A 15,080-nucleotide genomic window follows, 5' to 3' on the forward strand; every position below is an offset into this window, starting at 1 on the left:
TTCGCAAGCAAAAAAAGTTATTTAAATTTTCCATCTTCGATCGGGAGACTTGCATTTAGCGGAGTGGACGAATGAAAACCCGCTCACTGTGAGCGGTCACTAACTGATGGGGCAAGACTCACAATTTATCCACAGCTCGTCACTTATCCACACATTGCAATGGCGGGCTGACCTCACTATCTTGTAGCTCGAACTTAAAATAACACTACATCTTGTGATTCATCGCACAATCTCTACCCAACTCCCGCATACCGCCGGAGCCTGGGTGGCGCCATTGTGCGATGGTTTTTCGGGAATCAACTGAAGGTCATCAGCCAATGAACTTGTTTGTGACGAAGCGTAACGGACACAAAGAACCCATCGATCTGGATAAAATTCACCGCGTGCTGGACTGGGCCGCCGAAGGGCTCGACAACGTGTCGGTCTCCCAGGTAGAGCTCAAATCCCACATCCAGTTCTATGACGGTATCCGTACCGCCGACATTCACGAAACCATCATCAAGGCGACGGCTGACCTCATCTCCGAGCAGACCCCGGACTACCAGTACATGGCAGCCCGTCTGGCCATCTTCCACCTGCGCAAGAAGGCCTACGGCCAGTTCGAACCGCCCCACCTCTACCAGCACGTGGCTCGTCTGGTGGACATGGGCAAGTACGACAAGCACCTGCTGCAAGACTACACCCAGGCCGAATTCGAAGAGCTGAACACCCATCTGGATCACTGGCGCGACATGGATTTCTCCTACGCGGCAGTCAAACAGCTGGAAGGCAAGTATCTGGTCCAGAACCGCGTCACCGGCGAGATCTACGAGAGTCCGCAGTTCCTCTACATCCTGGTAGCGGCCTGCCTCTTCTCCAAGTATCCGAAAGATACCCGTCTGGACTACATCAAGCGCTTCTATGATGCGGTCTCAACCTTCAAGATCTCCCTGCCGACCCCAATCATGAGCGGCGTGCGCACCCCGACCCGCCAGTTCAGCTCCTGCGTGCTGATCGAGTGCGACGACAGCCTGGACTCCATCAACGCCACCGCCAGCTCCATCGTGCGTTACGTTTCCCAGCGCGCCGGTATCGGCATCAACGCTGGGCGCATCCGCGGTCTGGGCAGCCCCATCCGTGGTGGCGAAGCGTTCCACACCGGTTGCATCCCCTTCTACAAATACTTCCAGACTGCCGTGAAGTGCTGCTCCCAGGGCGGCGTGCGCGGCGGTGCTGCGACCCTGTTCTACCCGCTGTGGCACACTGAAGTGGAAAGCCTGCTGGTGCTGAAGAACAACCGCGGCGTGGAAGAGAACCGTGTCCGTCACATGGACTACGGCGTGCAGATCAACAAGCTGATGTACCAGCGCCTCATCAAGGGCGGTGACATCACACTGTTCTCCCCGTCCGATGCGCCGGGTCTGTACGATGCCTTCTTTGCCGATCAGGACAAGTTTGAAGAGCTCTACGTCAAGTACGAGCAGGATCCGGCTATTCGCAAGAAGACCCTCAAAGCTGTCGATCTCTTCTCCCTGATGATGCAGGAGCGTGCCGGTACCGGTCGCATCTACATCCAGAACGTCGATCACTGCAACACCCACAGCCCGTTCGACCCGAGCGTGGCGCCGGTACGCCAGTCCAACCTCTGCCTCGAAATTGCGCTGCCGACCAAGCCGCTCAACAACATCGACGACGAGAGTGGCGAAATCGCCCTGTGCACCCTCTCCGCCTTCAACCTCGGTGCCATCGAGAAGCTGGAAGATCTGGAAGAGATGGCCGATCTGGCCGTGCGTGCCCTCGATGCCCTGCTCGACTATCAGGACTACCCGATTGCCGCCGCCAAGAAGGGCAGCATGGGTCGTCGCACCCTGGGGATCGGCGTTATCAACTACGCCTACTACCTGGCCAAAAATGGTGCCCGTTACTCCGACGGCTCCGGTCTGGCGCTGACTCACCGTACCTTCGAGGCCATTCAGTACTACCTGCTGAAAGCCTCCGTGCAGTTGGCCCGCGAGTTCGGGCCCTGCCCGCTGTTTGGCGAGACCACCTACGCGCAAGGTATCCTGCCCATCGACACCTACAAGAAGGATCTGGATGCGCTGTGCAACGAGCCGCTGCATCTGGATTGGGAAAGTCTGCGTGAAGAGATCAAGTCCGTGGGCTTGCGTAACTCCACCCTGACCGCCCTGATGCCGAGCGAGACCTCCAGCCAGATCTCCAACGCCACCAACGGCATCGAGCCGCCACGCGGCCTGGTCTCAGTCAAGGCCTCCAAAGACGGCATTCTCAAACAGGTGGTGCCCGAGTATGATCGCCTGAAAGATCAATACGAATTGCTCTGGAAGCAACCGAGCGTTGACGGCTACCTGCAGCTGGTCGGTATCATGCAGAAGTTTGTGGATCAGGCGATCTCCGCCAACACCAACTACGACCCTGCCCGTTTCGAAGGCAACAAGGTCCCGATGAAGCAGCTGCTCAAGGACTTGCTGACCGCCTACAAATACGGCCTAAAGACCCTGTACTATCACAACACTCGTGATGGTGCGGACGATGCCCAGACCGATCTGCAAGATGACGGTTGCGCTGGTGGGGCTTGTAAAATCTAAGTCACGACAAGAACTGATAACCGGGCGGGAGCATGAAGCTCCCGCTCTCCTGTTTTCTCTATTCACATATTCTGGTAACCATGGCCTATTCAACTTTCTGCCAAACCCAAAACGACCAGCTCAAAGAGCCGATGTTTTTTGGCCAATCGGTCAACGTAGCCCGTTATGATCAACAAAAGCACGAAGTGTTCGAGCGGCTGATCGAGAAGCAGCTCTCCTTCTTCTGGCGCCCGGAAGAGGTGGATGTCTCCCGTGACCGCATCGACTATCAGGCCCTGCCGCCCCACGAGCAGCACATCTTCATCTCCAACCTGAAGTACCAGACACTGCTGGACTCCATTCAGGGCCGCAGCCCCAACGTGGCCCTGCTGCCGCTGGTCTCCATTCCGGAGCTGGAAACCTGGATTGAGACCTGGGCCTTCTCCGAGACCATCCACTCTCGCTCCTACACCCACATCATCCGCAATATCGTCAACACCCCCGCCCAGGTGTTCGACGACATCGTGACCAATGAGCAGATCTTGAAGCGCGCTGGCTCCATCAGCCACTTCTACGACGACCTGATCGAAGCGACCGCCCTCTACAACCTGCACGGTGAAGGGACCCACACCGTCGCGGGCCGCGAAGTGACCATCACCTTGCGCGAGCTCAAGAAGAAGCTCTATCTGTGCCTGATGAGCGTCAACGCACTGGAGGCAATTCGCTTCTACGTCAGCTTCGCCTGCTCCTTTGCCTTCGCCGAGCGTGAACTGATGGAAGGCAACGCCAAGATCATCAAGATGATCGCCCGCGACGAAGCGCTGCACCTCACCGGCACCCAGCACATGCTGAACCTGATGCGTACCGGCCAGGATGACCCGGAGATGGCCGAGATCGCCGCCGAGTGCGAACAGGCCTGCTTCGAGATCTTCAAGGAAGCAGCCATTCAGGAGAAAGAGTGGGCCGAGTACCTGTTCCAGGACGGCTCCATGATCGGCCTGAACAAGGACATCCTCTGCCAGTATGTGGAGTACATCACCAACCTGCGCATGAGCGCAGTCGGCCTGCAGCCAGCCTTTGCCGGCACCAAGCAAAACCCGATCCCCTGGATCAACACCTGGCTGTCATCCGACAACGTGCAGGTCGCCCCGCAAGAGGTAGAGGTCAGCTCCTATCTGGTTGGTCAGATCGACAGCGAAGTCAATGCCGACGACCTGGGTGATTTCGAGCTGTGAGTGACGCCACCAACACGCTGACCCCTGCCCCGCACGCGCCTGCTGAACAGCATGCGGACGTGGCACCACGGGTACATACCCGGGATGGTGCCGTGCTGCACGCCCATCCCGGCGAAAGCGTGTTGGAGACCCTGGAGCGACACGGTCATCATGTGGAATTCCAGTGTCGCAGCGGCTATTGCGGCGCCTGCCGCACTCCGCTGATGGCTGGCAAGGTGCACTACCCCAATGTGCCGCTGGCATTCGTCGCCCAGGGGGAGTGCCTCCCCTGCTGCTGCAAACCGGTCGGCGCCATCCGGCTGGATATCCAGAAGAGCTGACGCAGCTACAGACTGGCAACTCGCACAAAATAGAAAGCCGCCGGAGCAATCCGGCGGCTTTTTTTGTCTCTTCATCTTTGCTCGGGTTTGCTCGGGCGCCCGATTACAGACGCCCAAAGCCTCAGAGGATTACAACCAGGGGGCGGCAGTCGGTCCGTGGTGCAGGCCAAGCTTCCAGACCCGGCCGAAGTGCTTGTAGTGACCGGCTGCGATACCAGCCTTCTCACCCATACCGTGGTAGAGATCGAGGTGGCCCTTCTTCACCGCCCCGCCCACATCCAGCGCAATTAACAGCCGCAGCTGGTGCTTGCCGGTCCAGTTGCCCTCTTTATCGAGCAAGGGGACTTCGGCGAGGATCGGGGTACCCATCGGCAGCAGAGTCTTGTCGGCGGCAACAGCCGCCAGCGGCAACAGCGGGATACCGGCCGCGCCGATCACATCATTGGTGGGTCGACGCTCGAAGAAGACATAGGAGGGGTTCTGCTCCACCAGCTCCTTGACGCTCTCCTCCGGTTGACGGTTGGCCCACTCCTTGATGGCCTTCATCGACATCTGCTCTTTGGGCACTTCACCGCGGTCGATCAGTACCCGACCGATACTCACGTAACCGTGGCCGTTCTTGCCGCTGTAGCCCAGATATTGCAGCCGATCGTCATCGCCATAGTGGACAAAGCCCGAGCCCTGCACATCCATCAGGAAGTTGTCGATAAGGGATTTGCTGTAGCCCAGCTCCAGCCCGCGGTTGGCCAGGGCCCCCTGATGGATCTCGGCCCGGGTCGGACAACGACCGCCACATTTGGGCATGGCATAGATGGGATATTTGTACTTGGCATCCGGGCGATGGCGCACCTCCAGCACCGGCGAGTAGTAACCGGTAAAGAGCACGTTGCCCATGCGATCGGCACCGCCCAGCTGGGCCAGGCTGATACCGTAACGGGTGATGTCGGCAGGGTTGCCACCGCCCGCGACCCAGCGGGAGAGCTGGTGATAGAGCTCGCCATAACGGCGGGTCATCTTGCCGGAGCGCTCCAATACCAGTCTGCTTTGCGGGCCAAACTTGCTGTAGTCGGCACGCGCACGGCTATTGACCCGCTCCACCCTCACCAGATCCTCTGGCAAGGTCCCGTCCAGATACTGCTTGCCCAGATTTTCCGGCACCTCGCAGTTAAGAAAGCATCTGTTGTCGGTCTGCTTTTTGGGCACTTCTGCTTTGTCAGAGTTGCCCGCACAACCGGCCAGTCCCAGCACTGCGGCGGTCAGCCAGTACGCGTGTTTGTTCATATGTCCTCATATAACGCAAAGAGCCATGCTCGGCGGGGAAGATGCCAAATTTGCAGGGGGAAAGCAAACGACATCAATCACTTAAAGCAGGATTTCTCCAAAGGGGATCCGCTGGGTTATAACAAGGTGACAGGGTGTACGAGGTGATGGATGGAACAGCTCGAAATATTCCCGCTGCAGAGCCCCTGCATCGGGGTCTGCGAAGTGAACAACAAAGGCTACTGCAAGGGGTGCCTGCGCAATCGCGAAGAGCGTTTCAACTGGCTCACCATGACCCCTGCCCAGCAACAAGAGGTGATGCGCCTGTGCCGGGATCGCAAACGCCGGGTCGAGGCTGCGCGGCGCAAGGCACAGGAAGGCGCGCCCAATGAACCGCAAGCACAACCAAGTTGGGATTTTTAAACTCAGCCTACCTGCAATCCCCACCTCACAACTCACCTATATCACCGGCAAAACAAAAAGCGGCCCGCAGGCCGCTTTTGGTTATGACGTGTTGCCGGGGGGCAAGGCTTATGCGGTGGCCAGCTTGGCCTGCTCTTCACCGCGCTTGAGCATGGCGTAGGAAACACCGGTCAACAGCGAGCCTGCTGCAATCGCCACGATATACATCATGACGTTGCTGATGGCGTGGGGGATAAAGAGCACGAACAGACCGCCGTGAGGTGCCATCAGCTCGCAGCCAAACAACATGGAGAGCGCACCGGTCAGGGCGCCGCCAACCATGCAGGCCGGGATGACGCGCATCGGATCCTTGGCGGCAAACGGAATGGCCCCCTCGGAGATAAAGCACAGACCCAGCACGAAGGATGCTTTGCCCGCTTCCTGCTCCGCTTTGATGAACTTGGTGCGGGCCAGGAAGGTGGCAATCCCCATCCCCAGTGCCGGCACCATGCCGGCGGCCATCACCGCAGCCATCGGAGCGTAGGTTTTGGAGGCCAGCAGGCCGACACCGAAGGCGTAGGCCGCCTTGTTGACCGGGCCGCCCATGTCGAAGCACATCATGGCGCCGATGATGACACCCAGCAGCACGGCGTTGGCAGAGCCCATGTTGTTGAGGAACTCGGTCATGGCATTCATGATGCCAGCCACCGGACCACCCACTACGTAGATCATCACCAGACCGGTAAACAGGCTGGCAAAGAGCGGAATGATCAGGATGGGCTTGAGCGCTTCCAGGGTAGTCGGCAGGCGCACCTTGTCGCTCAGGTATTTGGCGCTGTAACCGGCCAGGAAACCGGCCACGATGCCGCCAAGGAAACCGGCGCCCAGCGAGCTTGCCAGCATGCCGCCGATCATGCCGGGAGCGAGACCCGGGCGGTCAGCGATGGAGTAGGCAATGTAACCGGCCAGCACCGGGATCATCAGGGCGAAGGCGGAGCCACCACCGATCTTCATCAGTGCGGCGGCAAGAGTGCCTTCCACCTTGAACGCTTCGATACCGAATACGAACGAGAGCGCGATGATAAGGCCACCCGCCACCACCATGGGCAGCATGAAGGAGACACCGGTCAGCAGGTGCTTGTAGGGGCCGGCTTTTTCCTCTTTCTTGGGCTGGCTGGCACCGCTGTGGCGATAGAGTGTCGCCTCGTTCCACGCCTTGTCGAGTTCGGCGCGGGTTTTCTTCAATGCCGCGCCCGTGCTGGTACGATAGACCGGCTTACCGTCAAAACGGGCCATGTCCACTTCGATATCGGTGGCGAGGAACACCAGATCGGCAGCGGCAATCTCCTCGGCGGTCAGGGCATTCTGGGCACCGACCGAGCCTTGGGTCTCGACGCGGATTTGATAACCCAGCTGTTTGGCCATGGTCTCCAGCGCTTCTGCCGACATAAAGGTGTGGGCAACGCCAGTCGGGCACGCTGTCACTGCCACGATGCGCTTGCCAGCGGCGGCGGGTTTAGCTGCTGCGGGAGCAGCTTGATGACGATAGATGCTGGCACCGCTGGTGGCAGCTTCCAGCAAGGCAGCCGGATCCTGCAGGGCGAGATCCATGCTGCCCTGATAGACTCGCTTGCCATCATAGGCGGCGAGATCCACTGGGGCACTGGCGACAACCAGCACCAGATCGGCGGCGGCAATCTGCTCCTTGCTCGGTACTTGGCGGGGCTGCATGCTGGAGCCGACGTCGAGGGTGAGTTCCAAGCCAGCCAGTTTGGCCTGCTGTTCTATCCGTTTTGCAGCGAGAAAGCTGGTGGCAATGCCCGCCGGGCAAGCCGTAACCAAGATTGCTTTCATTGGGCATCTCCTGAGTTTTCCATTGAGGGGGTATTGCACTGAACCGGTGCCAGCGCATCCAGACGCTCTACGCGCACCTGTTCAAGTAAAGGGTTGAGCACATTGATATCGTCAAAGCCGACCGCCACCTGACTGACCGCCAAGGCCGAGACGGCGGTGGCAAGCCGCAGGGTCTGCTCCGGCGCCCAGCCAAGGCTGAGACCATGGGCAAGACCGGCCACCAGGGAATCGCCAGCACCGACCGTGCTGACCACCTGCATCCGCGGCGGAATGGCTTGCCAAACGGCATCCGGGGCAAACCAGATCAGGCCATCGGCGCCGTTGGAGATCACCACGTTGGGGATGCCGCTTGCCTGCAGCGAGCGGGCGCACTCGGTCTGCTCGCCCAGAGTCTTGACAGGGCGACCCGCCCACTGGCTCAGCTCCTCCAGATTGGGTTTGACCAGGGTCGGCGCCGCCTTGATCCCTTCGCTTAAGGCCGCGCCGCTGCAATCGAAGATCACCTGCTTGCCCTTGGCCTTGAGCAGACGGATCAGATGGGCGCAGTAATCGGGGGCTACCCCTTTGGGCAAGCTGCCCGCCAGCACAAACCAGTCGGCGTGAGGGGCCAATTGGTCGATGGCCTGCTCCAGCGCGCTCACCTCCCCTTGCTGGATGGTGAGCCCCGGCAGGTTGAGATCGGTGACCCGACCGGATTGCTCGGAGATCTTGACGTTGATGCGGGTGCTGCCCGCGACACGGACAAAGTGATCATCCAGCGCCCGCTCTCCAAACAGGGAGACAAAGCTCTGCTCATTGTCTGCGCCCAGCCAGCCGGTGACGCCTACCTCGCGGCCCAAATCCTTGAGCACCATGGCGACGTTGATCCCCTTGCCCGCCGCACGCAGGTTGGCCTCGCTCACCAGATTGACCTCGCCAAGGCTCATCGCCTCGAGACGGGTGGTGAGATCAAGGGCGGGGTTGAGGGTAATGGTGACAATCTTCATCAATGTGCCCCCTCACCGAGACCAGCGGCGATGGCCTCACCGATCCCCTTGAGGGCCGCTTCGGCATCTGCCCCTTCGGCGCGAAATGCCAGACGGTGCCCGCACTTGACGCCAAGGCCGATCACCTTCATCAGGCTCTTGGCGGAGACTGCCTCGCCGCTGCCATCCAGATTGGCAACCCGGATGTCGGATTCAAACTCTTTGGCCACCTTGACCAGCATGGCACCGGGACGAGCGTGCAGGCCGTGGGGGTTGATGATGGTAAAGGTTTCGGAAAGACCGCTCGCAGGACCAGCTTGCAGCATGGCCAGAGCGTCATTGCCCGCCAGCGTCGCCAGCTGACCGGCAGCCGCCAGTTTGGCCAGATTCTCCAGTTGCGGCAGATGGCTGCTATCTGCGGCGCACAGCAGCAGCATGGCGCTGACCGGCAGCTCCCCTGCCGTGAGGGCGCTACTCGGGGTGGCCAGCACCCACCCGGTCTGGGCCGCTTGCGCCCGGGCGAGCCAGACGCCCTCGCCCAGATAGGCGGGATCGCTTGCCAACAGGGCGCTCACCATGGCGGCATCGCCCCAGCCCGCCGATTTGGTGCGGGCGGCGGCTCCCAGCAGCAGTTGGTCGCGATCATCGGCCGGGAAGTCAGCCAGGGTCAGGTATTGCACCTCTTTGGCGGCAGTGGCGCCAGTCAGGATGTTGATGATGGTGTCGGCATCGGTGGCCTCTTTGAGCTGGGCTGCCGCCTGCTCGTCACCCAGCACATGGGTGAGCTGGCGCAAAATGCCCAGATGTTCGTCGGACTTGGCGGCGATGCCGATGGCGACATAGGCGATCTGCCCCTCGTCCCACTCGATGCCATGAGGGAATTGGGCCACCATGACGCCGGTGCTCTTCACCAGATGACGGGTATCGGTGGTGCCGTGGGGAATGGCGATGCCGCTGCCAAGATAGGTGGCATGCTGCGCTTCACGGGCCAGCATCCCATCCACATAGCCCGCTTCCACCAGACCGGCTTCGGTCAGTTTGCCTGCCAGCAGGGCAATGGCGTCCGACTTGGTCGCCACCGACTGCCCCAGCAAGATCTGCTCTCGCGCCAACTTCAACATAGAGACTCTCCATCAGGTTCCGGCCGCGCCGGTACGTCACAATTGAACATTCGGATAACTCGCCAGCTGACAATAGACCCGAACACGGTTCACTGTGATCGGGGCCCGATTTTCAGGCCACTGGGTCTCTTCGTTGCTGACAGGCTGAATCGTTTCACTTACACTCAGACTGAATCGTTTCAGCGAATTGATCAAGTACCCACAAAGAGTGCTTTTCAATGATATGATCCCGCGCACACTTTTCGGTACCCTCACCCGGCAGTGACCGTGGGCCTTGCAACTCAAACAGAGCCAATATGATGAAACTGGATGAAATCGCCGCCCTCGCCGGTGTCTCGCGCACCACGGCCAGCTATGTGATCAACGGCAAGGCCGACCAATACCGCATCAGTCAGGCCACCCGCGACAAGGTGATGGCCGTTGTCACCGCCCATAACTACCAGCCGGACAGCCGCGCCGCCTCCCTGCGCGGCGGCCAGACCAAGACCCTCGGCTTTATCCTGCCCGACCTTGAGAACGCCAGTTACGCCAAGCTGGCCAAACGGCTGGAACAAGGGGCGCGGGCACAGGGATATCAGCTGCTGATCGTCTGCTCGGAGGATGATCCCGCCACCGAAAAAGAGCTGGCCCAGATGCTGGTGAGCCGCCATGTGGATGCCCTGCTGGTGGCCAGCTGCCTGCCGCCGGACGACCCCTTCTACGGTAAATTGCAGGCGCAAGGCAGCCAGATCCTCGCCATCGACCGGGCGATGGCAGCCGACAAGTTCGTCACCGTCGCCAGTGAAAACGAGAAAGCGAGCTTTGATCTCACCAGCTCCCTGCTCACCCCGACCTTGCGCCATATCGCCTTGATCACTGCGCTGCCGGCACTCACGATCAGCCAGGAGCGCAAAGCGGGTTTCGAGCAGGCGGGCGCCAGTCACGGCGCGGCTCGCCACCTGTGCGAGGGGGATCACTTCTCCCGTCTTGAGGGGTATCGCCTGATCAAGGATCTGCACCTGCAGCTGGGCCAGCTGCCCGAAGCGCTGATCACCACCTCCTATATCCTGATGGAGGGGGTACTCGACTACCTGTTGGAGCAAGAGATCGATATGAGCCAGCTCGCCATGGCTACCTTCGGGGACGATCGGCTGCTCGACTTCCTCCCCTTTGGCATCAACTCCCTGCCCCAGCAGCACGACGCGCTGGCGAGCCAGGCGCTGGAGCTAGCGCTCAAGGCGGTGAACGGCGACTACCAGAGCGGGCTGCACTATGTGAGCCGCACCCTCAAGCGCCGTCGCTAACCTGACCGCTGCAGACCCGATTTACTGTCAATGGGTGGGTAAAGCGAACAGATGACAATAAGGCTGCCAGCATCGGCAGCCTTATTGTTTTCCCCCACAACCCTACCCGCCCGCTTTGCTTTCTCTACCGTCTGGCCGACTAAACAACTGGCCTCCACACTCCTTTCACCCCACAACTAAACGCCAACGCCACGACAAGGCACTCCCCCATCCGTGCAGCAACCACTTGGCTGACCTGTATCAATGAGCCCCTGCCAGTCATTTTTTCGGTGCTTTTTTCTGCAATTAGCTACCGCTGTCATCATTTATTTCCACTTTTTGCCACAAGCCAGCACAAGAACCGTATAAAAGGGGTTGTTTCCGCTATTTTGATCCGCTAACGTGGCAACCATCTTTTACAACTGACAGGTTTTAGGTACAGATGTTCCCGTTCCGATATTGCTAGCCTCCGGCCCTATCCCCGGAGGCACCTTCTGATAACGCCAATTGGCCCCCTCTTGTTGACGTCAATGCTGACATCGCCTGTTTGCACTGACACCGCTACGTTCGGATGGATAACATGAATACCAAAACTCTGGGTTGTACCCTGTTGATTGCCGGCACCACCATAGGCGCCGGTATGCTGGCCCTGCCGCTGGCCTCCTCGTCCCTCGGCGGCCCCGCCACCCTGCTGCTGATGATTGGTCTGTGGGCCCTGATGGCCTTTACCGCCATGCTGCAAGTGGAAGCCAGCCTCAATACCGGCAAGTGGTACCTGCACCAGCTGGCAGATCACCTGCTCGGCCCCTGGGGCAAGCGCATCGCCTCCTTCTGCATCCTGATGCTGTTCTACGCCCTCGCCTCCGCCTACATCAGCGGTGGCAGCAGCCTGCTGGCACAGGCGCTGGCCGATGCCGGCATCACCCTGAGCCAGGAGCAGGCCGCCTGGGCCTTTACCCTGCTGTTTGGCGGCATGGTTTGTGTCGGCACCCGCTCGGTGGATTACCTCAACCGGCTGATGTTCACCGTCAAGCTGGTGATCATGGTCGGTGTGCTGGCGTTGCTGCTGCCGCGCGCCCAGGGCGAACATCTGCTCGCCATGCCGCTCGGGGAAGGGCTGCTGCTGGCGGGCCTGCCGGTGATCTTCACCTCGTTCGGCTTTCACGGTTCGATCCCGAGCGTGATGCTCTACCTCGGCGATTGCCCCAAGCAGCTGCGCCGGGTCTTTGTCTGGGGCTCCGCCCTGCCGCTGATCCTCTACGTGCTGTGGCAGGTGGCCATTCTGGGGCTGCTCGGCCAATCCTCCCTGCTGGCCAATGGCGGCGCGCTCGACAGCCTGCTCGCCAGCGTCGGCAAGCTGGTGAGCTGGCCCGCCTTCAATCAGGCGATGCACCTGTTTGCCGATCTGGCGCTCGCCACCTCCTTCCTCGGGGTGACGCTGGGACTGTTCGACTTTATGGCCAAGGTGACCCGCCGCAAGGACAACTGGCAGGGCCGTAGCCAGACTGGCCTCATCACCTTTGTGCCGCCGCTGCTGTTTGCCCTCTACTTCCCGCAGGGCTTTATCATGGCGCTGGGCTACGCCGCCATTGCGCTGGCGATCCTCGCGGTACTGCTGCCGGTGGCGCTGGTGTGGCAGAGCCGCAAACAGGCGCCAGCCCACCACTACCGCGCCCCGGGTGGCGTAGTGGCGCTGGGAGTGGCCGCCGCCATGGGCGTGCTGATTGTTGGCGTACAGATCAGCGTCAGCCTTGGAATGCTGCCAGCGCTGTAATCACCGATACTGAATGCCCCAAATAGCCAAGCCCCGCCAATTAACTTGACGGGGCTTTTTGTTGGAAAAGAAATCAAGTTGGATACAGGCATCCGCCATTAATTAAGAGAGCGCCTCTTACCAAACAAACACCCAAACCTTCAGCTATATACCGACCTTTTTACTACCCAACCCTGAATAATCAGTTCAAAAACCGTTCATGCCCCTTCGCTACACTGCCCGCTCGTTTATCGCTATCAGGAGTTAGAAAACAATGATGTTGCACCTCAAGAAGAGCACCCTTGCCCTCGTCCTGCTTGCCGCTAGCGGCGCACTCAGCGCAGCCGAAATCACCAACAACAATATTACCGAGGCGGAGATCAAGGCCGCGCAGGATGGTTGGGGCGCGGCGCTCATCAAGATCAGCGATGACTATCGCGCCGGTGGGATTGAGCGCGCCAAGGCGACCGCCGAGTCGGTGCTCGACAGCGCTTATGGCTACCAGCAGGGGCCAGTGCTGTTCAAACCCACCCTTGCCGGTGGCGAGCAGACCTTTCGTACCAACCGCGAGGGGCGCTGGCCTACTTTGTCGGCAACAACAGCGCCTACCCCGCCGACAAAGGGTTCGCCCTGAAAAACTGGCAGAGCTATCGCTATGACAATGCCGCCGTCTATATCAACGGCGACATGGCGCTGACCATGGGCAAGGTGCATCTGGTAGATCGCGACAACAAGGAAACTACAGTCGACAAGACCTGGGGTTTCAAGAAGGGGGATGATGGCAAGGTGCGCATCGTGCTGCACCACTCCTCCCTCCCTTATGAGGGGTAATGACGGGGCCCTGCTCTGCCCACCATCAATATGATCAATAAACAGCCCTGCCACCTCGGCAGGGCTGTTTTTTGCGCCTGCGCTTGGCAGATGGCAAGTGAATAGATGACGGTCGTGCTAACGCAGTTTGCTGCTACCCTCAAGGCAAACCATTGAGATGCCGAGCAATATCGCGTCTCTCAACACCAGCCACTCGATATCATCACACAAGGAACCAGATACCATGACCATACTGCCTGTTTACGTGGCCTTGCTCGCCCTGCTGTTTGTATTGCTGAGCATTCGAACCATTCGCACCCGCCATAGCCGCAAGGTGGCGCTGGGGCATGGGGATGATCCCGCCATGCTGCGCGCCATGCGGGTACACGCCAACTTTGCCGAGTATGTCCCCCTCGCCCTGCTGCTCATCTATTTCGTCGAAACCAGCAACCAGGCCCCCTGGCTTATCCATCTGCTGGGGAGCGCCTTGCTGCTTGGCCGCCTCTGCCATGCATTTGGCATGAGCCGCACGCCGGAGAACTTCCGTTATCGGGTTGTAGGAATGGGGCTGACCTTCACTGTGATCCTGGTGAGCGCGGCCCATATCCTGATCACAGCGCTGCTCCCCTGACCCGGCCGTCACGAATAGCTGGCGAAACGGTCTGGCAGCCATCCCTATCGGCTATTCTTCACTGCACAGATAGTCGCAACAGTGCTGCTTAAACAAGCCCGATTCAGGAGTGCGATATGAAGTGGATTGGCTGGTTACTGCTTGTCGGGCTGATTCCCGTTGCCCACGCAACCCCGCTAAAGCTGGCGGCAGCGGTCGAACACACTGCGATATTGCGCCCTTTTATTCATGACTGGTTTGGCCGGGCCGGCATCGACTTTCAGTTGATCCCCTGCACCTATGCCCGCTGCGAAAAGTTGATTGAGGCAGACCATGCCGTCGATGGCGATATGGCCCGGATCAAGGGCTTTGATCAGACCTATCCCCACTTGCTGCAGATCGGTGCCCCCATCTCGGAGGCGGCGATTTATGGTCAGCCACGGGATAACCCGAGCTGGCCCCCTGCCGAGGGTACCGTGATTGGCTGCCTGCGCGGCATCCAGTGGTGCGAACGCTTCCTCGGCAACTATCAGGTCATCTGGTTGAACGATGAGAAGCAAGGGCTTGCCCAACTGCATCGAGGCAAAGTGGACTGGCTCATCAAGATGCGCCCCGCCTCTCAACCTGCACTGGCGTCCCCCTGGCAGAAGATCACCAAAGAGCAGGTCTTTCTCTATCTCGATAAAAAGCACCGGGCGGAAATTGCAGCCCTGCTCAAGGTACAGCTGGCGTTTATCAATAACGGCCGCTGGCTGGCGATGCAACAGCAGTACCTCTCCGCCATCTAGCGTTGCTCTCGCTGCACCACACAGTGCCGATTGTATGGCTGATGTCTAGTCCTGAAATAGGTTTACACATTTTCAACTAGCATTTCTCTACTCAGAACCCCCTATGTACTGCATCGGGGGTTCTGTATTTCAACGC

12 protein-coding genes and 1 pseudogene are annotated in these 15,080 nt (G+C 59.7%); 9 read left to right on the plus strand and 4 right to left on the minus strand.

The genetic code is table 11. The features are described 5' to 3' along the window. Positions 1–317 precede the first annotated feature (317 nt). From nrdA to yfaE, 3 genes are all read left to right on the plus strand, one after another. Positions 318–2,585 carry a class 1a ribonucleoside-diphosphate reductase subunit alpha gene (gene nrdA, locus AB5Y86_RS02745; RefSeq protein WP_201995285.1) on the plus strand — a complete coding sequence of 756 codons (2,268 nt, stop codon included), beginning with the start codon at positions 318–320 and terminating at the stop codon, positions 2,583–2,585. A gap of 80 nt (positions 2,586–2,665) precedes the next feature. Next, positions 2,666–3,799, plus strand: coding sequence for a class Ia ribonucleoside-diphosphate reductase subunit beta (gene nrdB / locus AB5Y86_RS02750; protein WP_005336708.1), 1,134 nt, complete (start codon positions 2,666–2,668; stop codon positions 3,797–3,799). Further along, on the plus strand, positions 3,796–4,119 hold the full coding sequence (gene yfaE, locus AB5Y86_RS02755; RefSeq protein WP_179903870.1) for a class I ribonucleotide reductase maintenance protein YfaE: 324 nt from the start codon (positions 3,796–3,798) through the stop codon (positions 4,117–4,119). The genes nrdB and yfaE overlap by 4 nt, the downstream gene beginning before the upstream one ends. A gap of 129 nt (positions 4,120–4,248) precedes the next feature. On the opposite strand, the gene mltA is transcribed toward yfaE, so the two are convergent. Then, the gene (mltA, locus tag AB5Y86_RS02760) at positions 4,249–5,400 is read right to left on the minus strand and encodes a murein transglycosylase A (RefSeq protein ID WP_201995286.1); all 1,152 of its coding nucleotides are present in this window, start codon (positions 5,398–5,400) and stop codon (positions 4,249–4,251) included. 150 nt (positions 5,401–5,550) lie between these two features. Here mltA and AB5Y86_RS02765 point away from each other — a divergent pair, with 150 nt between their 5' ends. Beyond that, positions 5,551–5,802 carry a DUF1289 domain-containing protein gene (locus AB5Y86_RS02765; RefSeq protein ID WP_201995287.1) on the plus strand — a complete coding sequence of 84 codons (252 nt, stop codon included), beginning with the start codon at positions 5,551–5,553 and terminating at the stop codon, positions 5,800–5,802. A 108-nt stretch (positions 5,803–5,910) separates the two neighbouring features. On the opposite strand, the gene fruA is transcribed toward AB5Y86_RS02765, so the two are convergent. Genes fruA through fruB form a run of 3 tightly spaced genes read right to left on the minus strand, consistent with a single transcriptional unit; the run spans position 5,911 to position 9,721 of the window. Further along, positions 5,911–7,635: a PTS fructose transporter subunit IIBC gene (gene fruA, locus AB5Y86_RS02770; RefSeq protein ID WP_368192038.1), complete on the minus strand. Its 1,725-nt coding sequence runs from the start codon at positions 7,633–7,635 to the stop codon at positions 5,911–5,913. Next, on the minus strand, positions 7,632–8,621 hold the full coding sequence (gene pfkB, locus AB5Y86_RS02775; RefSeq protein ID WP_201995289.1) for a 1-phosphofructokinase: 990 nt from the start codon (positions 8,619–8,621) through the stop codon (positions 7,632–7,634). Before pfkB ends, fruA begins: the two co-directional genes overlap by 4 nt. Continuing rightward, positions 8,621–9,721 (minus strand): fused PTS fructose transporter subunit IIA/HPr protein, encoded by a 1,101-nt coding sequence (gene fruB, locus AB5Y86_RS02780; RefSeq protein ID WP_201995290.1) that lies wholly within the window; start codon positions 9,719–9,721, stop codon positions 8,621–8,623. The genes pfkB and fruB overlap by 1 nt, the downstream gene beginning before the upstream one ends. A 296-nt stretch (positions 9,722–10,017) precedes the next feature. Here fruB and cra point away from each other — a divergent pair, with 296 nt between their 5' ends. From cra to AB5Y86_RS02805, 5 genes and pseudogenes are all read left to right on the plus strand, one after another. After that, the gene (gene cra / locus AB5Y86_RS02785) at positions 10,018–11,004 is read left to right on the plus strand and encodes a catabolite repressor/activator (RefSeq protein ID WP_368192040.1); all 987 of its coding nucleotides are present in this window, start codon (positions 10,018–10,020) and stop codon (positions 11,002–11,004) included. A gap of 559 nt (positions 11,005–11,563) precedes the next feature. Further along, positions 11,564–12,757, plus strand: a complete 1,194-nt coding sequence (locus AB5Y86_RS02790) for an aromatic amino acid transport family protein (protein ID WP_368192042.1) — start codon at positions 11,564–11,566, stop codon at positions 12,755–12,757. A gap of 253 nt (positions 12,758–13,010) precedes the next feature. Then, positions 13,011–13,567, plus strand: a pseudogene (locus tag AB5Y86_RS02795) (hypothetical protein). A 223-nt stretch (positions 13,568–13,790) separates the two neighbouring features. Next, complete coding sequence (locus tag AB5Y86_RS02800; RefSeq protein WP_368192044.1) at positions 13,791–14,177, plus strand: MAPEG family protein; 387 nt, start codon at positions 13,791–13,793, stop codon at positions 14,175–14,177. Between the two features lie 116 nt (positions 14,178–14,293). Further along, entirely contained in the window at positions 14,294–14,944 is a 651-nt protein-coding gene (locus AB5Y86_RS02805; protein WP_368192045.1) for a hypothetical protein, read from the plus strand. Positions 14,945–15,080 lie beyond the last annotated feature (136 nt).

The organism is Aeromonas sp. s8 (assembly GCF_040907785.1).
Lineage (GTDB): Bacteria > Pseudomonadota > Gammaproteobacteria > Enterobacterales > Aeromonadaceae > Aeromonas > Aeromonas veronii.